Below are 20997 nucleotides of genomic sequence, written 5' to 3'. Positions count from 1 at the left end.
CGCGGACCCGCCGGAGGCGGGCGGTGGGCGGTGGGCGGTGGGCTACGACGCGGGCCGTCTCCCGAACCAGTCGAGACACACGACCAGTGCGTCGTCGTCCGGCTCGGGCCTTCCCCGGTGCCCGGTCAGCCCGCGCAGCACCGCGGCCGGGACGTCCGCCGCCGGCAGCAGGGCGGCGTTGCCGAGCGCCCGCGCGAGGGCGTGCTCGCCGTACGACTCGCCGCCCGGCGCCGCGACCCCGTGGACGCCGTCGCTGACGAAGAGCAGCCGGTCGCCGGGGAGCAGGGTCAGTTCCTGGGCGACGTAGTCTGTCTCCTCGAACATGCCCAGCGGCAGCTGCGCGTCGAGGTCCACGAGGGACAGCACCCGGTCGCGCTGGAGCAGCAGTTGCGGTGAGCCCGCGTCGACGACCCGCATCCGCCCCGTGGACAGCTCGATGTCCACCAGCAGGACCGACAGGTGCGCCTCGCCCCGGTAGTGGGCGTAGAGCGCCTGGTCGGCCAGGGCCGCCTGGTCCTCGATCGGGATGCCGGCGCGGCGCGCGTTGCGCAGCGCGTTGATGCCGAGGCTGGTCAGCAGGGAGGCCTCGATGCCCTCGCCCATCCCGTTGGTGACGTAGACCAGCAGATGGTCGGCGGACGCCTCCCAGTCGAAGTTGTCGCCGAAGATGGCGTAGGCGGGCTCGAGTTGGGCACCCAGGGCGTACTCCTCCCGGGCGCACGAGCGGGCCGGGAGCAGCTGCCACTGCATCTCCGCCGCCAGCGTGAGCCGTTCCCTGCGGCGGGCCCGCGCGTACAGGTCGGTGTCGCGTTCGGCGACCACCAGCTCGTGCCCCAGGAGCTCGGCCAGCTCGGTGAGCTCGGCGAGCGACTCCCGGCTCCGCGCGGGCAGCGTCAGGGACAGCACGCCCAGCCGGCCGCCGCGAACGGTCACCGGCAGATGCGCCCGCACCCGGCCGTCGGCCGGTTCCTCGACGTACGGTTGCTGCGACCCGAAGGCCCGCCCCGGCGCACTTCCCTGCACGGGCGCCGACTTCGTGCCGCTCGGCGCGGGCGGCACGGGCAGCAGTACCGTCAGCCCGTAGTCGGCCAGCCGCAGCTCCACGTCCTGCGCCGCGTACCGGGTGCGCAGCACCTGGCTCAGGGCGTCGGGCAGCTGGTGCGGAGCCGCGGAGCGCAGGGCACGGCCGGCGGCGACGAGTCTGTTCTCCTGGTCGGTCACAGCGTTCCCCGGGAGGTCGTGGCGTCGAGCCCTTGGCGCCCCCGGCGGCGGGGGCGGGCTGACAGCCGTCGAGAAGCCTGCGAGAGTGTGACCGTGATGTCCCCCTCCTCGCGTCCGCAGCCGCTCCAGGTGGCGCGTGTGACCTCAGAGGCGGCGGAGCTGCTGGAAGTCCTCTGGGGCCGTGCCTCGACGGCACCGGTCTCCGCCTCCCAGTTGCGCGTGCTGTTCATCCTGGAGCACCACGAGGGCATCAACCTGCGCACGCTCGCCGAGTTCCTCGGGTCCACACCGCCGTCCACCAGCCGCCTGTGCGACCGCCTCCAGGCCGTCGGCTTCGTGGAGCGCAGGGTCGCCGCCGAGAGCCGCCGGGAGCTGGAGCTCTTCCTGAGCCGCCGGGGGAGTGCCTTCCTCGCCGACCTCAGATCACGCCGTGAGGCCGCGTTGGAAAGTGTGCTGGAGCAGATGCCCGCCGCGCAGCGCGCCGCGTTGCTGAGAGGGCTGGAGGCGTTCTGTGCGGCCGCGGCCGAGCAGATCCACGACTCCGACGCCACCGACGCCCGTACCGCCTGACGGTTTCCCCGGGTGATCGGGTCGGCCCACAGGCACATCCGTCTTCCCTCCAGCATCACTGTCCCGCTCACTCTGTTGCCTTACGTACACAGTTGTCAAATGACAAGTATTGGACGGCAGTCGGCCGTCCCTGCGCGCTTTTTGTGTCCGCCGGACGGCCGCCGCCGGGTCCCGGTCAGCCCTGCGGACCGTCCGAGAGCTGCTGCCGGTCGACGAGCTCCAGAGCCTCGTCGACCTTCTCCGATATGGGCACCGTGAGGCTGACTCCGGTGAGGTCCAGGACCCGGCGCACGGCCGGGGTGGGAGCGATCACGTGCACGCTCCCCGGCAGCCCCCGGGCCTCCTGGTACACACGCAGGATGATGTTCATGCCGGAGGAGTCCATGAACGGGACCGCCGAGAGGTCGAGGAGGAAATGTCGTCGGCCGTGGTGCAGCTGATTGGCCAGATGGGCCTGCAGATCGGTCGCCGTGTCGAGGTCGAGATGGCCTTCGACCGTGACCAGGGCGACGTCCTCGCGGGGCAGGGTGACCTCGACGGACAGGGGGTTCTGGGCAATGGACACACGTACCTCCGAAAGCTGACGGTCGGGAGCGTCTACCCCGGTGGGCGACTTCGATGCGCGGCGACGGCCGGCGAGGACGCGCGGGAGGCCGCACGGGACGGTCGTCATGTGCCGTGTGTCCTGCCCTTCCGTCTGCGGATCCCCGACCTGGTGTCGCGCACAGGCGGATACCCCCGAACCTCCCCACCATGCACACACGACGCGAAGACCGTCACGGGGACGGCCGCCTAGCGCAGCCGGATGCCCACGATGCAGGTGTCGTCGTCCGTGTCGGACCTGCTGTAGGTGAGCAGCCGGTCCAGCTGCTGGTCCAGCGTCGGCGGCACCGTGCGGGCCTGCACCAGCAACTGGGTCAGCGACTCCTCCACGGACCGGTCGCGCCGCTCGATCAGGCCGTCGGTGTACATCAGCAGGGTGTCGTCGGCCGCCAGCTGGACCTCCTCCTCCTCGTACACCGTCTCCGGTACGGCGCCCAGCAGCATCCCCTGCAGCAGGGGCAGCGGCGCCGCCTGGGCGTCCCGCACCAGCACCGGCGGCAGATGGCCCGCCCTCGCCCAGCGCAGGGTGTGCCGGGAGGGGTCGTACAGGCCGCACACGGCCGTGGCCGTGATCGAACCGGTCAGATGATGGGCGACGATGTTGAGCCAGGACAGCAGCTGGCCCGGCCCCGCCCCGGTCACCGCCAGTCCGCGCAGCGCGTTGCGCAGCACCACCATGCTGGTCGCCGCCTCGATGCCGTGCCCGGCCACGTCGCCCACGCACAGCATCACCAGCCCGGAGGGCAGCACGACGGCGTCGTACCAGTCGCCGCCCACCAGGTGCTCCTCCTCGGCAGGCCGGTAGCGGACCGCCACCTGGAGCCCGGGGGCCTCCAGGGGCGCCCGGGTGGGCGGCATGATGGCGTGCTGGAGCTGGAGGGCCAGCCGGCTGCGCTCGCTGGCGTGCTGCTCGCTCTGCGCGAGCTGGTCGCGGGTGGCGGCGAGCGCCACCTCCGTCCAGTGCTGCGCGGAGATGTCCTGGTACGCGCCGCGTACGGCGACCAGCCGTTCGTCGGTGTCGAGCACCGGCTCGGCGACGATCCGCATGTGCCGGGTCACCCCGTCCGGCCGCTGGAGCCGGAAGGCGGCGGAAGCCGGGCGACGGCCGTGCAGCAGCGTGCGCAGCAGCCGGCCGACGACGACCGCGTCATCGGGATGGGTGTGCGCGGCCAGGTCCTCCAGCGGCACCGGCGGACTCGACTCGGGCCGCCCGTACAGGGTGAACAGCTGCCCGTTCCAGGTGGTCTCGCCGGTGAGCAGGTCCTCCTCGAAACCGCCGATGCGGCCGAGTCGCTGGGCGTTCTGCAGGAGGCTGGCCAGGCGCGCCGTCTCGTCCTCGATCCGCCAGATCAGCAGCACGCAGCTGCCGTGCCGGCTGATGCTGAGGTCCGCGACCGCGGCCAGCGGCACCTCGCCGACCAGCGCGGTCAGACTCATCCGGCGCGCCCGGAACGGCTCGCCGGTGGCGTGCACGCGCTCGATCCGCTGGAACAGGTCACCGCCGCCGCCGGCGGCCATCGGGTAGGCCTCGAGCAACAGGGCCCCGTTGACCACGGCGCGGGGCCGGCCCGCGGGGTCGAGGAAGCGGTCGTTGACATGCTGGATGCGGAAGTCCACCAGCTTTCCCGCCGCGTCGACGTGCGGCACCAGGACCAGGGCCGGGTCGTGCAGCCCGTCCGTCAGGTCCATCAGCTCCGCCGTGTCCGGCAGGACGAGCGGCTCCTGGTCGGGGCCCCGGACGTGCGCGTACGCCTGGAGCGTGTGGGCGCACAGGTCCGCCAGGGCCTCCACCTGGCGCACCACCTGGGGCGGCTGCCGGTCCAGCGGGGCCGGCCAGGCGATCTCCAGGATCCCGTCCACGCGTCCGGCGCTGCCGGCGGGCACCGCCGCCCGGCCGCCGTCCGGGTGCAGATGGCGGCCGATGGTGGGCAGCCCGGTCCGGGCCAGCGACTCGATCCACTGGGTCGCCCCCTCGGCGAGGCTGCTGCGTGCCACCGTGGCCACGTCCGGCGGCACGTACCGCCAGCGCTCGGCCTCGCCCGGGGAGAATCCCGCGCTGCCGGCGAGGGTCAGCGAACCGTCGGAGCCCGCCGCCCAGATCGCCACGGCGACCGCGCCCAGCGGGCCCAGCGCGTGCTGGAGCAGGGAGTCGGCGACGGCCTGGGTGTCGTGCGCCGCCGCCAGCGCCCCGCTCTCGGCGGCCCGCAACCGCACGGCCGCCGACTGCTCCGCGGGATCCTCCGGCTTTCCGACAGCCGCCAGGAAGGCCTGTGTCACCTCCGACACGCGGTCCTTGGCGGCCTGGTTGATGACGTCCACCGCGAACTCCAGCGGACTCAGTCCGGACTGCCCGGCCAGCACCGACAGCTGCTGTGCCGCCTCGCTCGGGCCACAGCCGAGGCGCTCCACCAGGATGCCCTTGGCGAGTTCGACCAGGGCGCGCCCGTCAGCCTCCGCCTGGGCTTCCAGGACCTCCCGGCGCAGCCGGTCCACGGTGGCGGCGAGCCGGCCCACGGGTGAGGGCGTGGCGGTGCCCTCCGGCTCCGGCGGGCTCACACCCTCCACAGGTCCGGACTGCTCTCCGGTCGGTACCGGCAGGGCCCGGCCCTCGCCGGGTTTGGTGGGCTGTGCGGGAATGCTCACGGTGTGCGGACTCCTCGGCTGGGACGCCTGGTGGCTCGGGCGGGGCGAACGTCCTCAGACGGTCAGCCAGCGTCGGACGCAGGACATGAGGTCATGGGTGTCGACGGGCTTGGTGACGTAGTCGCTGGCCCCCGAGGCGAGGCTCTTCTCCCGGTCCCCGGGCATGGCCTTCGCGGTCACCGCGACGATGGGCAGGTCGGCGTACTCGGACATGCGGCGGATCTCGGCCGTGGCGGTGTACCCGTCCATCTCGGGCATCATCACGTCCATCAGCACCAGCGCGATGTCCGGGTTGTTGCGCAGCGTGTCGATCCCCTCGCGCCCGTTCTCCGCGTGCAGGACGCGGACGCCGTGCAGCTCCAGGATCCCGCTGAGCGCGAACAGGTTGCGCGCGTCGTCGTCGACGACCAGCACCGTCCGGCCCACGACGGCGTCGTCCGGGAGGTGCGGCGCCACGTGCTGGGGCTCGTCCGGACGGACCAGGGCGAGCACGTCCCCCGGCTGTTCGGCGGAGAGATGCAGAGTGATGCGCTCGCGCAGCTCGTCCAGGCTGGACAGGAACTCCATCGGCTTGCCGGCCGCCCGGGACTGGAGGCTCTCCTCCTGGGCGAGGTCCGCGCGGTGCCCGCTGTGCACGAGCACCGGAACACCGGTCAGCACCGAGTCGTCGTGGAGGGCCTCGAGGAACCGGGAGGCCTCCGCGTCGGGCATGCCCAGTTCCAGGACGACGCAGTGGCAGGGCTCGGCGGCCAGCGCGCCCGCGGCCTCGTGCGCCCCGACGGCGGTGACGATGTCGACCGGCGCCGCCGACGTGCCGTCCTCCCGGCCGCGTGCCATGTCCGCCACGACGCTCTCGGCGACCAGGGTCAGCAGACCGCGGGGCCGCTCCTCCACCACCAGCAGCCGACGCGGCCGCCGGGCCGTTCCGGTGGCCGCGGGCGTACCGGGGGTGCCGAGGGGGATCGCCGCGGGCGGCCCGGCGAGGGCGCGCTCCACCGGCCGGACGCCTTCGACGACCTCCTGGAAGTCCCGCCGCGCGACCGGCAGGTAGAGCGTGAAGGTGCTGCCCCGGCCCGGTGTGCTGTCCACGGTCACCGCGCCGCCGAGCAGATGCGCGATCTCCCGGGTGATGGACAGCCCCAGGCCCGTGCCGCCGTACTTGCGGCTGGTGGTGCCGTCAGCCTGCTGGAAGGCCCCGAAAATGGTCTCCAGCTGCTGCTCGGGGATGCCGATGCCGGTGTCCTTCACCCGGAACGCCACCACGGTGCTGCCGCGGACCACGCTGCTCGGCACCTCCCCGTCGGAGGCCGGCTCGATGCGCAGCTCGACACTGCCCTGCTCGGTGAACTTCACCGCGTTGGACAGCAGGTTGCGCAGCACCTGGCGCAGCCGGGAGTCGTCGGTGAGCAGGTCGGCGGGGGCGCCGGTGGCCGTGCTCACCGTGAACTCGAGACTCTTCTGCGTGGTCATGGGACGGAAGGTCGCCTCGACGTACTCGATGAGCTGCCGCAGCGACACCTGCTCCGGCGAGACGTCCATTTTGCCGGCCTCGACCTTCGACAGGTCCAGGATGTCGTTGATCAGCTGGAGCAGGTCCGAGCCGGCCGAGTGGATGATGCCCGCGTACTCGACCTGCTTCGGAGTGAGGTTGCGCGAGGGGTTCTGGGCCAGCAGCTGGGCCAGGATGAGCAGGCTGTTGAGCGGGGTGCGCAGCTCGTGGCTCATGTTCGCCAGGAACTCCGACTTGTACTTCGACGCCAGGGAGAGCTGCTGGGCCCGCGCCTCCAGCTCCTGCCGGGCCTGCTCGATCTGGAGGTTCTTCGCCTCGATGTCGCGGTTCTGCGCCACCAGCAGCGAGGCCTTCTCCTCCAGTTCGGCGTTGGAGTGCTGGAGCTCCTCCTGCTGGGACTGCAACTCGGCGGACCGCGCCTGGAGTTCGGCGGTCAGCCGCTGGGACTCGTCGAGCAGCTCGTCCGTGCGGGCGTTCGCCACGATGGTGTTGACGTTGACGCCGATGGTCACCCGCAGCTGTTCCAGGAAGTCCCGGTGGATCTGCGTGAACGCGCCGACCGACGCCAGTTCGATGACGCCGAGCACCGACCCCTCGAAGACGATGGGCAGCAGCACCAGGGCGCTGGGCTCCACCTGGCCGAGACCCGAGGAGATGGTGACGTAACCGGCCGGCAGCTCGTCGACGATGATCGTCCGGCGGCTGCGCGCGGCCTGGCCGACCAGCGAGCGGCCGAACGGGATACGGGTGGGACGGTCGTCGTCGGCGGGGTAGCCGTAGGCGCCCACGAGCCGCAGCTCCGGGCCGTGCTCGCCGTCCTCGGCGAGGTGGAAGGCACCGAACTGGGCCGACACCAGCGGCACCAGCTCGTCCATGATCAGCTCGGCGACCACGGGCAGGTCGCGGTGGCCCTGCATGAGACCGGAGATGCGCGCCAGGTTGGTCTTGAGCCAGTCCTGCTCCTGGTTGGCCCGGGTGGTCTCGCGCAGGGACTCCACCATCGAGTTGATGTTGTCCTTGAGCTCGGCGACCTCGCCGGAGGCGACCACGGTGATCGACCGGGTCAGATCACCTTCCGCGACGGCGCTCGTGACCCCCGCGATCGCGCGCACCTGCCGGGTCAGGTTCCCGGCCAGCTCGTTGACGTTCTCCGTGAGGCGCTTCCAGGTGCCCGAGACACCCTCCACCTCGGCCTGGCCGCCGAGGCGTCCCTCCGTGCCGACCTCGCGGGCGACGCGGGTGACCTCGTCGGCGAAGGCGGAGAGCTGGTCGACCATCGTGTTGATGGTCGTCTTCAGCTCGAGGATCTCGCCCCGGGCGTCCACGTCGATCTTCTTCGACAGGTCGCCGCGGGCCACCGCCGTGGTCACCAGCGCGATGTTGCGGACCTGGCCGGTGAGGTTGTTGGCCATCGAGTTGACGTTGTCGGTGAGGTCCTTCCAGGTGCCGGCCACGTTCGGCACCTGCGCCTGACCGCCGAGCCGGCCCTCGGTGCCGACCTCGCGGGCCACCCGGGTCACCTCGTCGGCGAACGCGGACAGGGTGTCCACCATCGTGTTGATGACGTCCGCCAGCGCGGCGACCTCGCCCTTGGCCTCGACGGTGATCTTCTGCGAGAGGTCGCCCCGGGCCACGGCGGTGGCGACCTGGGCGATGGAGCGCACCTGGCCCGTCAGGTTCGACGCCATGACGTTGACGTTGTCGGTGAGGTCCTTCCAGGTGCCGGACACCCCGCGGACCGTGGCCTGGCCGCCCAGGTTGCCCGCCGTGCCGACCTCGCGGGCGACGCGGGTGACCTCGTCGGCGAAGGCGGAGAGCTGGTCGACCATCGTGTTGATGGTGTTCTTGAGTTCGAGGATCTCGCCGCGGGCGTCGACGGTGATCTTCTGGGAGAGGTCGCCCTTGGCCACCGCGGTCGCCACCTGGGCGACGTTGCGGACCTGGTTGGTGAGGTTGCCGGCCATGAAGTTGACCGAATCGGTGAGGTCCCGCCAGGTGCCCTTGACCCCCTTGACGTCGGCCTGGCCGCCGAGACGCCCCTCGGTGCCGACCTCGCGGGCGACGCGGGTGACCTCGTCGGCGAAGGCGGAGAGCTGGTCGACCATCGTGTTGATGGTGTTCTTGAGTTCGAGGATCTCGCCGCGGGCGTCGACGGTGATCTTCTGGGAGAGGTCGCCCTTGGCCACCGCCGTGGTCACCTGGGCGACGTTGCGGACCTGGTTGGTGAGGTTGCCGGCCATGAAGTTGACCGAATCGGTGAGGTCCCGCCACACCCCGGCGACCCCGGGCACCTGTGCCTGGCCGCCGAGGCGTCCTTCGGTGCCGACCTCGCGGGCGACGCGGGTGACCTCGTCGGCGAAGGCGGAGAGCTGGTCGACCATCGTGTTGACGGTCTCCTTCAGCTGAAGGATCTCGCCCCGGGCCGGCACGTCGATCTTCTGCGACAGGTCACCCTTGGCGACCGCGGTCGCCACCTGGGCGATGTCCCGCACCTGGGTCGTCAGGTTGCCCGCCATGGCGTTCACGGAGTCCGTCAGGTCGGCCCAGGTCCCGGAGACCCCGGGCACCTCCGCCTGGCCGCCCAGGGTTCCCTCGGTGCCCACCTCCCGGGCCACCCGGGTGACCTCGGAGGTGAAGACGGACAGCTGGTCGACCATGCCGTTGAAAACGGTGGCGATGTCACCCAGCAGACCGTCCCCGTCGGTGGGCAGCCGGGTACCGAAGTCCCCGTCCCGTACGGCCGTCAGGCCTGCCAGGAGCTGCCTGAGCTCGTGGTCGCCGGGAACCGCGTCCAAGGACTCGGTCGCGTTGCTGGTCATGCCTACCCTCGTTCCGCTCCCCAGGAGCCCCCGGGCGGGGACTCGCAACCGGGCCGCCCGGGTGGACGGCCCCGCATGTCGTACGTGGATTTCCGCAGTTCACGGATGTGCGCGATGAGAGAAATCCGCCGCAGGCTAACCCACGGGAGCGCGGCGCAACAAAGCATCGCTCACTTTGCGCACACAGGAATTCCAAACGACGGGCACCATGCATACACGAACGGAAGCGGGGTACTCGCACAGCTTTGCCCGGGACGGCGGAAGCCGTCCCGGGCGATGTCACGACCGGAGTTCCGGGTCAGGCGATCTCGGCCCCCAGCAGGCCGGTCCGCAGCCGCTGCACCATGCGGCTGATCAGTCGCGACACATGCATCTGGGAGATACCGAGCTCCCTGCCGATCTCCGCCTGCGTCCGCTCCTCGACGAACCGCATATGGATGATCAGCCGCTCCCGCTCGCCGAGTTCGGCGATCAGCGGCGCCAGCGAGTGGAAGTCCTCCACCAGCTCCAGCGCCGGCTCCTCGGCGCCGAGGAAGTCGGCCAGCACGGACTCGCCGTCCGCGCCGCCGTCGGAGGTCAGGGCCGCGTCGAGGGAGGCGGAGGTGTAGCCGTTGGACGCCTTGCGCGCCTCGATGACCTCCTCCTCCGACAGCGACATCAGCTGCGAGAGCTCACGGGTGGTGGGCATCCGGCCGAGCCGCGTCTGCAACTCCTCGGTGGCCTTGGCCAGTTCGACCCGTGCCTCCTGGAGCCTGCGCGGCACGTGCACGGCCCAGCTCGTGTCCCGGAAGAAGCGCTTGATCTCGCCGACGATGTACGGAATGGCGAACGAGGTGAACTCGACCTCGCGGGTCAGCTCGAACCGGTCGATGGCCTTGATCAGCCCGATCGTGCCGACCTGGACGATGTCCTCCATGGAGTCGCCCCGGCCGCGGAAGCGGGAGGCCGCGTACCGCACCAGGGAGAGGTTCATCTCGATCAGGGTGTTGCGTACGTACTGGTACTCGTGGGTGCCCTCCTCCACGACGGCCAGCCGGTCGAAGAAGCGGCGCGAGAGCTCCCGCGCGTCCTTCGGGCTCACCTGGGTGGGCATCTCGATGAGCGGAACCCCTTCGTGCGGGCTCTCCGTGCCCGCCCGCGCTGCCGTGGCCGTCGTTGCGTGTGCCGTCACGGCATTCATGCCGCTCACTCCGTTCGTCGAGCTGGTCGATGACGGAGTCCGTCTGCCCCGTGTTCCGCATCTCATGCTCGTTGTTCCGCACAGACTTTTCCGACAGGTGCTGATACCCCCTCTCTTCGGTCAGGAACGGACAGACATGCCCCCGAATGCGGGCGCCACGGGCGGGTAATGGCAGCTGTGGAGCGCGAGAAGGGAGCAGTGTGACCATCGACGGAATCTGGTCGTACACGCCGGACAGTGGACACGCCGAAGGACAGGACCTGACCGACTACGCCGTCATGACGGCCGACGGCACCCTCGGCCATGTGGAACGCGAGGCGGACCCGCTCGGAATGCGGCACCTGGTCGTCGACACGGGAGTGTGGCTGTTCGGCAGGAGCGCCGTCGTCCCGGTGGGCGTCGTGACGGGCGTCGACCACACGGAACGCAAGGTGACCCTGGGCTGCACCGGGGACGAGGTCAAGGACGCGCCTCGCTTCCGCACCGACAGCGAGACGACGGACCCGGCGTACCTCACCGCCGTCGGTGACCACTATCGACGGCTGACACCACGGGGAACGCCATCGGTATGAGGGAGGAGGGACTCGCGCCCGCCCGCTCGGTGGCCGCCCGGGGAACGGCCGGGACCTCGGTGAGGACCGCCGCGGCGGCCCGGGCCCACGCCCGCGCGGTGGTGGACGCCCGGTGGAACCCGGGCACCCGGCCGGCGCGCGAGGAGGACGTCATCGACTTGCTGCTGGTCGTGTCGGAGCTGGTGGCCAACGCCCTCCGGCACGGCGGCGGACTGGCCGGGTTCGAGCTGACGCCGGTGCGGGACGGGGTCCGGCTGGCCGTGCGCGATCACAGCGACACGGTGCCCGCCGCGGTGGGCGGACCGGGCTCCGGCCCGGCCGGCCACCGGGTGGGCGGCTACGGCTGGCCGCTGGTCGTCCGGCTGGCCCGGGACATCGCCATCGAGAAACAGAACGGCGGCGGTAAGACGATCAGCGTGTTCGTGCCGGTCCGGACCGCCGACCGGCCTGCCTGACACGACGGGCGCGAGCGCTGGCGCTCCCGCCTCTCCGTTCCCGCCTTGCCGCCGGATTCACCACGGCAGGAAGACGTGCACGTCCTTCCCCTCGTCCTGGCCGGCCTGGTTCGGCACCACGCTGACCTGACTGCACAGGGTGTGCACCAGGTACCAGCCGATACCACCGCCCCCGCTGTCGGGATGGAACGGCCGGGGGGACGGCGGAGTGCTGTTGGTGTCGTGCAGCGTCACGTGCACGCCGTCGAAGGTGGGGCGCAGGCACAGCTCGAAGGGGCCCGGCGCGTACTGGACGGCGTTCGCCGCCAGCTCCGTCACGATCAGCACGATGTCGTGCCAGCACTCCGGTGCCGTGGGGGGCACGGTGCCGGCCAGCTCATGGAGGAACTCCTCCGTGGCCAGCCGTGCACCCGTCACGTCCTGGGGTTCGCCCTCGAAGCGGGCTGTACGGCTGGGAATCGCCCAGGAGGACAGTGCGTCGTTTCCACGCGGCTCGGTTGCCATGTCGTCAGTGCGGCCCCTGAGTCTCCGGGACCGTCATCCTTTCTCGTACGGCTCTCTGGCGTCGCCCCTACAGGGTTCCCGAGGGCTGCCAGGCTACGCGTCCGTCATCCGACGGCATATGGTCACGACGGAAACGATCGCCTGCTCTCCGACCACGCAGCCTGTCCGGCCCCGGGTCCACCGGCCGTCCGGATCACCGGAACACGTCGTCGGTGTCGTCCCAGCCCAGCACCTCCTCCGGGGCGATCTGCCGGGGCAGCCGCGCCCGGGCCTGGTACATCGCCTCGATCTCCGCCGCGTAGTGCGCCACGATCGAGTCGCGGCGCAGCTTCATCGAGGGCGTCAGCAGGCCGTTGGTCTGGTCGAACGCCTGCGGCAGGATGCGGAAGGCGCGGATCGACTCCGAGCGGGACACCGTGCTGTTGGCGGCGGCCACCGCCCGCCCGACCTCCTCCCGCAGGGCGTTCTCCTCGCGCGCCTCCCGGCTCTGGGTGTCGCCGTGCAGCATCAGGTTCCCGCGCCAGTGCGCCAGGAAGTCGGGGTCCAGGGTGATCAGCGCGCCCACGCACGGTCGGTTGTCACCCACGACCACGGCCTGGTGGACGAGCGGATGCATCCGCAGCCGCTGCTCCAGCGAGGCCGGAGCCACACTCTTGCCGCTGCTGGTGATGATGACGTCCTTCTTGCGGCCGGTGATCGTCAGGTAGCCGTCGGAGTCCAGGAACCCGAGGTCACCCGTGGCCAGCCAGCCACCCCACAGCGCGGCCCTCGTCGCGGCGTCGTCGTTGACGTAGCCCTGGAACACCGACGGGCCGCGCACCAGGATCTCCCCGTCGTCCGCCACTCGGATGTCCACGCCCGGCAGGGCCTGTCCGACGGTGCCCGACTTCTCCCGGCCGAGCGGCTGCATCGTGATCCCGCCGCTGGTCTCGGTCAGGCCGTACCCGTCGTGCACGTAGATGCCGATGCCCTCGAAGAAGAGGGACAGATCGCGGTGGAGCGGGGAGCCGCCCGAGGTGGCGCGGTGGACACGGCCGCCGAGCGCCGCCCGTAGTCTGCGGTACACCGTCCGTTCGAACAGGGCGTGCTGGAGCCGCAGGTCGAAACCGGGCCCCGAGCCGCGGCCCAGCCGCTGCCGTTCGACGGCGGCCGCGAAGTCCCGTGCCGTCTCCGCCGCCCGCTCGAACAGGGCGCCGCGGCCGGCCTCCTGGGCCGCCCGCAGGAAGTTCTTGTAGATCTTCTCGAACACCGACGGCACCGCGTACAGATACGTCGGGCGGAAGGTGCGCAGCGACTCGGCGAGCGCCTCCGCGCCGATATCGGGTTCGTGGCCCATCAGGATGCCGCCGCGCAGACACAGGCCCTGGATCATCAGCCCGTACACGTGGGAGAACGGCAGGAAGGCGAGGACGCTCGGCTGCCGGCCGGCGGGAGCGGCCGTGTGCCCCCAGCCGGCCAGCAGCGTGTCGCAGGGGCTGGCCAGGCTGCGGTGGCTCAGCGCGCAGCCCAGGGGCCGGCCCGAGGTCCCGGAGGTGTAGGCGATCACGGCGGTGGAGTCGGGCAGCACGATCCGGCGCAGCGAGTCCACGGTGGTGATCGGCACCAACTCGCCGCGCTGCGTGAGTTGTTCGAACGCCCCCGCGTCCAACTGCCAGACGTTCCGCAGCGAGGGCAGGGCCGCGCACACCGACCCCACGGTCATGACGCTCTGTTCGTCCTCGACGACGACGCCCACACAGTTCGCGTCCCGCAGGATCCACTCGACCTGCTCGCGCGCGGACGTCGGATAGACCGGGACGACCTCGGCGCCCACTGCCCACAGCGCGTGGCACAGGACCGTCCACTCGTACCGGGTACGCGCCATGATCGCGACACGGTGGCCGGGCGAGATCCCGGAGGCCACGAACCCCTTCGCCAGGTCGACCACCTCGTCCCGCAACTCGACGGCCGTCACCTCCTCCCAGTCGGCGGAGGCGCCGTCCGGACGGCGGGAGAGCACGGGGAGTGTGGGAGTGCGGGCGGCTGTCTCGAAGACGGTGTCGGCGAGGCCTCCGGTCAGGGGCGTGGTGGCCGGGGGAGCGAGGGCGAAGTCGCGCATGCGCTGCTCCTGAGGTGTACGGGCTGTGACTCCGCCGACGGGAACTGTTATCGACGGTGCCCGAATCTAGCCCAGGTCGGACCGGTTGTGGCCTGGAACGAATAAGTAATCCGCGTTGATGATCTCGACCTGCCGGGCCCCCGTCACTTCCGACGGCCCACCGCCGGTGAAGTCGGCGGTCCGGGGGACCCGGAGAGCACGAGCCGCGTCGATCCCGGCCCCCAACCCGAACGCGCCACCGGCCCGGAACGGCGTACGCGATCATGCGGATGCTCTGATGCTCCGACCGGTGACCGCAGCGGTACGGGGGTGACCTCAGGCCTGGGTGAGCCGCACGCAGGTGGTGACCACCTCGCGCAGACTGCCGGTGCGCTCCCACACCTCGCGCTGGATCCGGGAACCGTTGCCCTGCCGCAGCAGTTCGGCACAGGAAGCGCGGGCCCGCTCCAGGTCACCGCTGTCCGCCAGCGCGTCCTCGACATGCTCCAGCAGAGCCCGGACGACCGTCTCGGCGGGCGTGCGCCGCATGGTCCGGGGGTGCAGCAGGTCCTCGGTGAGCCCCGAGCGGGCGGCCCGCCAGCCGGCCAGCCGGAGCAGGCTCACGCTGTGGTCCAGCGGCTCCCGGCCGGCCTCCCGGTCCCGGGCGGCGGTCTCGACGAGCCCCCGCACCAGCGTGGCGATCAACACGGCGGTGTCCGCGTGCAGACAGACGTCCGCCACCCGCACCTCCACCGTCGGATAGCGCGCCGACAGCCGGGCGTCGAAGTAGACCATGCCCTCGTCGAGGATCGTGCCGGTGGCCACCATGTCCGCCACCCGCTGGTGGTACCGGTCCGCCGACCCGAACAGCTCGGTCGGCCCGGCCGACGGCCAGCGCTGCCACACCCGGCTGCGATAGCTGCTGTAGTCCGTCTCCCCGCCCTGCCAGAACGGCGAGTTGGCACTCAGTGCCGTCAGCACCGACAGCCAGGGCCGGATCCGGTCGACGACCCCGACGCCCTCCTCGTCCGAGTCGACGGACACATGGACATGGCAGCCGCACACCAGCTGCTCACGCGTCGCAATGCCGTACTGCTCCGCCATCCACTGGTAGCGCCGGTTCATGCTGACGGACGGGCGCACCGGCAACGGCGAGGTGGCGAGCGCGGCGACCGCGCACCCGGTCTCCCGCGCGTGCCGGGCCGCCTCCCCGCGTATGCGGACGATCTCCGCGCCGAGTTCGCCCATGCCCGACTGCGGGTGGGTGTTGAACTCGAGCATCTGGTTGTGCAGTTCCTTCTCGAAGACGTCCTCCTCGGTCCCGCGCCGGGAGGCGCGGGCGAGGACGGCTGCGGACAGGGCCCGGGGCTCCCCGGTTTCCGGGTCGACCAGGAGGAGTTCCTCCTCCACTCCGACGGTGCGCACGGGATGTGGCCTCTCTCTGGCGGGTGGTACGCACCCGAATGCCCCGCCCGGGGCGGTTCACACGGACGACGGAACCAGCCACACCGTGGCCAGAGGCGGCAGGGTGAGGGCGATCCCCCCGTCCCGCGCCGCGACGGGGGCGGGGTGGACGAGGCCGCTGCCGCCGTAGCACTCGGCGTCGGTGTTGAGCAGCTCGCGCCAGGCCGGCACCCCGTCGGGCACGGCGAGCCGGTAGTCGTGGCGCACGACCGGGGAGAAGTTGCTGACGGCGAGGAGCGGAGCGCCGTGGGCGTCGAGGCGGAGGAACGCGAAGACGTTGTCCTCGGCGGCGTCGCCGACCACCCACCGGAAACCGGCGGGATCGGTGTCCCGCTCCCACAGGGCCGGGGTGGCCCGGTAGACCGTGTTGAGATCACGCACCAGGTCCCGCACCCCCCGGTGATCGCCCGCCGAGGCGTACCCCGGGTCCAGCAGCCACCACTCGGGGCCGTGGGCCTCGGACCACTCCGCGCCCTGGGCGAACTCCTGGCCCATGAAGAGCAGCTGCTTGCCCGGGTGGGCCCACATGAACCCCAGGTACGCGCGGTGGTTGGCGCGCCGCTGCCACCAGTCGCCGGGCATCTTGGAGACCAGCGCCTGCTTGCCGTGGACGACCTCGTCGTGGGAGATGGGCAGCACGTAGTTCTCGCTGTAGGCGTACACCATCGAGAAGGTCATCTCGTTGTGGTGGTACTTGCGGTGCACCGGTTCCTTGGCGATGTACTCCAGAGAGTCGTGCATCCAGCCCATGTTCCACTTCAGCCCGAACCCCAGACCGCCGCTGTCGGTCGGCCGGGTCACCCCTTCCCACGCGGTGGACTCCTCCGCGATCGTGACCACCCCCGGGTTGCGGCGGTACACCGTCGCGTTCATCTCCTGGAGGAACGCCATGGCGTCCAGGTCCTCCCGGCCGCCGAAGACGTTGGGCGACCACTGTCCGGAGTCCCTCGAGTAGTCGAGGTAGAGCATGGAGGCGACGGCGTCCACCCGCAGCCCGTCGACGTGGAACTCCTCGCACCAGTAAGTGGCGTTCGCCACGAGGAAGTTGCGCACCTCGACACGCCCGAAGTCGAACTCGTACGTCCCCCAGTCCGGATGCTCGGCCCGCCGGGAGTCGCCGGGCTCGTACAGCGGTTCCCCGTCGAACCGGCCCAGAGCCCAGTCGTCCTTGGGGAAGTGCGCCGGCACCCAGTCCACGATCACGCCGATCCCGGCCCGGTGCAGGGCGTCCACCAGGAACTTGAAGTCGTCGGGCGTGCCCAGGCGCGAGGCCGGCGCGTAGAACCCGGTCACCTGGTAGCCCCAGGAACCCGAGAACGGGTGCTGGGCGACCGGCATGAACTCCACATGCGTGAAGCCGAGATCCTTGACGTACGGCGGGAGCTCGTCGGCGAGTTGGCGGAACGTCAGTCCCGGTCGCCAGGAGGGCAGATGGACCTCGTACACGGAGAACGGCGCCACATGCACGGGGACGTCCCCCCGGTGTGCCATCCACTCCTCGTCCGCCCACTCGTAGTGCGAGGCATGGACGATCGACGCGGTGTCCGGCGGCACCTCCGCGCGCCGGGCCATCGGGTCGGCCTTGAGGAAGCGGTGGCCGTGACGCGAGGTGATCTCGAACTTGTACCGGGCGCCCTCGCCGATCCCGGGCAGGAACAGCTCCCACACCCCGGACGAACCGAGGGACCGCATCGGGAAGGCGGTCCCGTCCCAGAAACAGAAGTCCCCGGCGACGCGCACCCCCTGGGCGTTCGGCGCCCACACCGTGAACCGGGTGCCGGTCACACCCTGGTGGGCCATCGGCTCGGCGCCGAGCGCCTTCCACAGCTCCTCGTGCCGCCCCTCCCGGATGAGATGCAGATCCAGGTCGCCGAGCGCGGGGAGGAAACGGTACGGGTCGTCCACCTTGTGCTCGGCGCCCTCGTACGACACCAGCAGCGTGTACGCGGGCACCGCGTCGAGCGGCAGGACGACGGAGAAGAGACCGTCGCCCTCCGAGACCAGCGGGGTGGGATCGCCGTCGATCACGACACTCACGGCGTCCGCGAAGGGCCGCAAGGCCCGGAAGACGATCCCGCCCGGCACCGGGTGCGCGCCCAGCAGGGCGTGCGGATTGTGGTGCGCGCCCGAGAGCAGGCGCCCACGGTCGGCCGGATCGAGCGCGGGCGCCGTGCGCGGGCGGGGACCGGCCGACTCGGGCGGAGAGGTGTCACGCAGGGCCACAGGGGTCAGCCTCCTCGGACGGCGAGTCGTTCGATCGCCGCCATGGGTACGGGCAGCCAGTCGGGACGGTTGCGGGCCTCGTACAGCACTTCGTACACGGCTCGGTCCGTCTCGTAGGCACACAGCAGGGCATGCTTCTTGCGGGGGTCCCAGCCCGCGCGGGCCGCGTAGCCGGCGCAGTAGGCCTCCCGGCAGCGGCGCGCCCACTCCGGCCGCCACGGACGGCGCTGGCGGGCGGCGTAGTCGAACGAGCGCAGCATCCCGGCGATGTCCCGGACCGGGGAGTGGGCACTGCGGCGCTCGGCCAGCGGACGGGACGGTTCGCCCTCGAAGTCGATGACGAACCAGTCGCGTCCGGCGCGCAGGACCTGCCCGAGGTGCAGGTCCCCGTGGATGCGCTGGGCGGCCGGGCCGGCGTCGCACACGGAGAGCGCGCCGAAGGCGGTGGTGAGGCCCGGCACGAACGGGCGCAGCGCCGGCACATGGTGCGCGGCCGCCTCCAGCCGCTCGGTCATCGCCGCCGCCGTCCGCCCGTCCTCGGCGTCCGGACCGGCCGGCAGCGCCGCGGCCAGCGCGACGTGCACGTCCGCCGTGGCCCGCCCCAGTTCCTCGGCCTCCGCCGTGAAGTCCTCCCCGCGGGCGAGGGCCCGCAGCGCCAGCGTCCAGCCGTCCGACGCGTCGGGCAGGAACGGCTGGAGCACGCCGAGTGTCGCCTCCTGCGGATGGGTCGTGCGGAACCAGGCCACGGGCGCGGGCACCCGCCCGCACCCCTGCCCGGCCAGCGCGACCGGTACCTCCAGATCGGGGTTCACCCCGGGCTGGATACGCCGGAAGATCTTCAGGATGAACGCGTCCCCGTACACCAGCGAGGTGTTGGACTGCTCGGCCTCCAGCAGGCGCGGCGCGAGCCCGGGGGGCAGCGACACGGACGGGTCGGACTCGAAGCACAGCGGACCCAGCGTGCCGGGGTGCCGCATCCGCTCCAGGAGCAGATGCGCCGACCGGGGGTCCTGCAGTGCGTCATGGACCGTCAGACCGGCCATCGGCCCGTCCTCGACCCTGCCGATCAGCGCCCGTCCCAGACGCGGCGACAGGTGTTCCTGGACGCCGAGCAGCAACTGGTAGCAGTCGCCGGCCGGGGGAGTGCCCCCGGGAGTCGGAACGCCCGACTGATCGGCGTGCACGAGCAGATGCAGACAGCCCGGGTACAGCTCGGTCATCGACAGCATGCGCAGGTCGGTGAGGGGCCGGTCCTTGCCGGCGAACCAGCGCTGCCGCGGCAGCCATTCGCACAGCAGCGCGGCGAGCGGCCCGACGGAGCGGACGCCGCTCGCGCTGCTCGGTCGCAGGGGTGCGGTCTTCGTCACGGTGACCCATCCTTTCCCCGGCGCTCGCTCACAGGCGGCGGCCGATCCGGGACGCGGCTCTGGTGAGCCGGAACCAATAGAAGCCGTGTCCCGCGAGAGTGAGCAGGTAGGGCAGTTCCCCGATGGCGGGAAAGCGGACCCCGCCGAACAGCTCGACGGGATGGCGGCCGTCGAACCGGCGCAGGTCGAGTTCGGTGGGCTGCGCGGAGCGCGAGAAGTTGTGCACGCACAGCACCACGTCGTCCCCTCCGTCGGCCGTCAGGGGGGCCTCGCGCAGGAAGGCGAGGACGGCCGGGTTGGAGGACTGGAGTTCGGTGTAGGTCCCGAGGCCGAAGGCGGGGTTCTGCTTGCGGATCTCGATCATGCGCCGGGTCCAGTGCAGCAGCGAGGAGGGCGACGACATCGACGCCTCGACGTTGGTGACCTGATAGCCGTAGACGGGATCCATGATCACGGGAAGGGACAGTCGGCCCGGGTCGCAGGAGGAGAAGCCCGCGTTGCGGTCCGGTGTCCACTGCATGGGGGTGCGGACGGCGTCGCGGTCGCCGAGCCAGATGTTGTCGCCCATGCCGATCTCGTCGCCGTAGTAGAGGATCGGCGAGCCGGGCAGGGAGAGCAGCAGGGCGGTGAAGAGTTCGATCTGGTTGCGGTCGTTGTCGAGGAGGGGTGCGAGCCGGCGGCGGATGCCGATGTTGGCGCGCATACGCGGGTCTTTCGCGTATTCCGCGTACATGTAGTCGCGTTCCTCGTCGGTGACCATTTCGAGGGTGAGCTCGTCGTGGTTGCGCAGGAAGATGCCCCACTGGCAGCGGGAGGGGATCGCGGGGGTCTTGGCGAGGATTTCCGAGACCGGGTAGCGGGATTCCCTGCGGACGGCCATGAAGATGCGGGGCATGACGGGGAAGTGGAACGCCATGTGGCATTCGTCGCCGCCGGAGGCGTAGTCGCCGAAGTAGTCGACGACGTCCTCGGGCCACTGGTTGGCCTCGGCGAGGATCACCGTGTCCGGGTAGTGGATGTCGATGTCGCGGCGGACCCGTTTGAGGAACTCGTGGGTCGCCGGGAGGTTCTCGCAGTTCGTGCCCTCGGCCGCGTAGAGATAGGGCACCGCGTCCAGCCGGAAGCCGTCGATCCCGAGGTCGAGCCAGAAGCGGAGGGCGGCCAGGATCTCCTCCTGCACGGCCGGGTTCTCGTAGTTGAGGTCCGGCTGGTGGGAGAAGAAGCGGTGGAAGAAGTACTGCTTGCGTACGGGGTCGAAGGTCCAGTTCGAGACTTCGGTGTCGACGAAGATGATGCGGGCGTCGCCGTACTGTTTGTCGTCGTCGGCCCACATGTAGTAGTCGCCGTAGGGGCCGTCGGGGTCTTTCCTCGATTCCTGGAACCACGGGTGCTGGTCGCTGGTGTGGTTCATCACGAAGTCGATGATGACGCGCATGCCGCGTTGGTGGGCGGCGTCGACGAATTCGACGAAGTCGGCGAGGTCGCCGAATTCGGGGAGGACGGCGGTGTAGTCGGACACGTCGTATCCGCCGTCGCGCAGGGGTGATTTGAAGAAGGGCGGCAGCCAGAGGCAGTCGACTCCCAGCCATTGCAGGTAGTCGAGTTTGGCGGTGATGCCTTTGAGGTCGCCGACGCCGTCGCCGTTGCTGTCCTGGAAGGAGCGGACGAGGACCTCGTAGAACACGGCGCGTTTGAACCACTCGGGGTCGCGGTCCTTGGCGGGCGTGTCCTCGAAGGTGTCCGGGACAGGGGAGTTGACGGTCATGGCGGGCTGGAGCCTCCGATCGGC

Annotated in this window: 14 protein-coding genes; 3 read left to right on the top strand and 11 right to left on the bottom strand. The window is 71.1% G+C overall.

Annotated features, from left to right (window positions below; all coding sequences use genetic code 11):
• Positions 1-42: 42 nt before the first annotated feature.
• Positions 43-1221 carry a PP2C family protein-serine/threonine phosphatase gene (locus OG736_RS03960; protein WP_327181165.1) on the bottom strand — a complete coding sequence of 393 codons (1179 nt, stop codon included), beginning with the start codon at positions 1219-1221 and terminating at the stop codon, positions 43-45.
• A gap of 96 nt (positions 1222-1317) precedes the next feature.
• On the opposite strand from OG736_RS03960, the gene OG736_RS03955 reads away from it, so the two are divergent.
• Entirely contained in the window at positions 1318-1791 is a 474-nt protein-coding gene (locus OG736_RS03955) for a MarR family winged helix-turn-helix transcriptional regulator (RefSeq protein ID WP_314220550.1), read from the top strand.
• A gap of 175 nt (positions 1792-1966) precedes the next feature.
• On the opposite strand, the gene OG736_RS03950 is transcribed toward OG736_RS03955, so the two are convergent.
• From OG736_RS03950 to OG736_RS03935, 4 genes are all read right to left on the bottom strand, one after another.
• Positions 1967-2356 carry an STAS domain-containing protein gene (locus OG736_RS03950; RefSeq protein ID WP_327181164.1) on the bottom strand — a complete coding sequence of 130 codons (390 nt, stop codon included), beginning with the start codon at positions 2354-2356 and terminating at the stop codon, positions 1967-1969.
• 227 nt (positions 2357-2583) lie between these two features.
• The gene (locus OG736_RS03945) at positions 2584-4959 is read right to left on the bottom strand and encodes a SpoIIE family protein phosphatase (RefSeq protein ID WP_327187511.1); all 2376 of its coding nucleotides are present in this window, start codon (positions 4957-4959) and stop codon (positions 2584-2586) included.
• 132 nt (positions 4960-5091) lie between these two features.
• On the bottom strand, positions 5092-9366 hold the full coding sequence (locus OG736_RS03940; protein WP_327181163.1) for a HAMP domain-containing hybrid sensor histidine kinase/response regulator: 4275 nt from the start codon (positions 9364-9366) through the stop codon (positions 5092-5094).
• A 298-nt stretch (positions 9367-9664) separates the two neighbouring features.
• Positions 9665-10546, bottom strand: coding sequence for an RNA polymerase sigma factor SigF (locus OG736_RS03935; RefSeq protein ID WP_442816998.1), 882 nt, complete (start codon positions 10544-10546; stop codon positions 9665-9667).
• Positions 10547-10746: 200 nt separating this feature from the next.
• On the opposite strand from OG736_RS03935, the gene OG736_RS03930 reads away from it, so the two are divergent.
• The gene (locus OG736_RS03930; RefSeq protein WP_327181162.1) at positions 10747-11118 is read left to right on the top strand and encodes a PRC-barrel domain containing protein; all 372 of its coding nucleotides are present in this window, start codon (positions 10747-10749) and stop codon (positions 11116-11118) included.
• Positions 11115-11573 carry an ATP-binding protein gene (locus OG736_RS03925; protein ID WP_327181161.1) on the top strand — a complete coding sequence of 153 codons (459 nt, stop codon included), beginning with the start codon at positions 11115-11117 and terminating at the stop codon, positions 11571-11573. The genes OG736_RS03930 and OG736_RS03925 overlap by 4 nt, the downstream gene beginning before the upstream one ends.
• A 57-nt stretch (positions 11574-11630) precedes the next feature.
• Here the strand turns inward: OG736_RS03925 and OG736_RS03920 are convergent, their stop codons facing one another.
• The 6 genes from OG736_RS03920 to treS form a co-directional block, all read right to left on the bottom strand.
• Positions 11631-12077 (bottom strand): ATP-binding protein, encoded by a 447-nt coding sequence (locus tag OG736_RS03920; RefSeq protein WP_327181160.1) that lies wholly within the window; start codon positions 12075-12077, stop codon positions 11631-11633.
• Between the two features lie 193 nt (positions 12078-12270).
• On the bottom strand, positions 12271-14175 hold the full coding sequence (locus OG736_RS03915) for an AMP-dependent synthetase/ligase (RefSeq protein WP_327181159.1): 1905 nt from the start codon (positions 14173-14175) through the stop codon (positions 12271-12273).
• Between the two features lie 315 nt (positions 14176-14490).
• Positions 14491-15579 carry a glutamate--cysteine ligase 2 gene (locus OG736_RS03910; protein ID WP_327181158.1) on the bottom strand — a complete coding sequence of 363 codons (1089 nt, stop codon included), beginning with the start codon at positions 15577-15579 and terminating at the stop codon, positions 14491-14493.
• A gap of 57 nt (positions 15580-15636) precedes the next feature.
• Positions 15637-17841, bottom strand: a complete 2205-nt coding sequence (gene glgB / locus OG736_RS03905) for a 1,4-alpha-glucan branching enzyme (RefSeq protein WP_327181157.1) — start codon at positions 17839-17841, stop codon at positions 15637-15639.
• A gap of 5 nt (positions 17842-17846) precedes the next feature.
• On the bottom strand, positions 17847-19208 hold the full coding sequence (locus OG736_RS03900; protein ID WP_327181156.1) for a maltokinase N-terminal cap-like domain-containing protein: 1362 nt from the start codon (positions 19206-19208) through the stop codon (positions 17847-17849).
• Positions 19209-19236: 28 nt separating this feature from the next.
• Positions 19237-20973: a maltose alpha-D-glucosyltransferase gene (gene treS, locus OG736_RS03895; RefSeq protein ID WP_327181155.1), complete on the bottom strand. Its 1737-nt coding sequence runs from the start codon at positions 20971-20973 to the stop codon at positions 19237-19239.
• Between the last annotated feature and the right edge of the window lie 24 nt (positions 20974-20997).

Origin of the sequence: Streptomyces sp. NBC_01334, assembly GCF_035983595.1 — a bacterium.
Lineage (GTDB): Bacteria > Actinomycetota > Actinomycetes > Streptomycetales > Streptomycetaceae > Streptomyces > Streptomyces coriariae.
The sequence above is the reverse complement of the archived record's forward strand: the minus strand, read 5'-3'. Positions and strand labels throughout refer to the sequence as shown.

Coding starts and splice junctions, on each gene's coding strand:
- OG736_RS03955 (WP_314220550.1), top strand. CDS start 1,318: ATGTCCCCCTCCTCGCGTCCGCAGCCGCTCCAGGTGGCGCGTGTGACC.
- OG736_RS03940 (WP_327181163.1), bottom strand. CDS start 9,366: ATGACCAGCAACGCGACCGAGTCCTTGGACGCGGTTCCCGGCGACCAC.
- OG736_RS03935 (WP_442816998.1), bottom strand. CDS start 10,546: ATGAATGCCGTGACGGCACACGCAACGACGGCCACGGCAGCGCGGGCG.
- OG736_RS03925 (WP_327181161.1), top strand. CDS start 11,115: ATGAGGGAGGAGGGACTCGCGCCCGCCCGCTCGGTGGCCGCCCGGGGA.
- OG736_RS03920 (WP_327181160.1), bottom strand. CDS start 12,077: ATGGCAACCGAGCCGCGTGGAAACGACGCACTGTCCTCCTGGGCGATT.
- OG736_RS03915 (WP_327181159.1), bottom strand. CDS start 14,175: ATGCGCGACTTCGCCCTCGCTCCCCCGGCCACCACGCCCCTGACCGGA.
- treS (WP_327181155.1), bottom strand. CDS start 20,973: ATGACCGTCAACTCCCCTGTCCCGGACACCTTCGAGGACACGCCCGCC.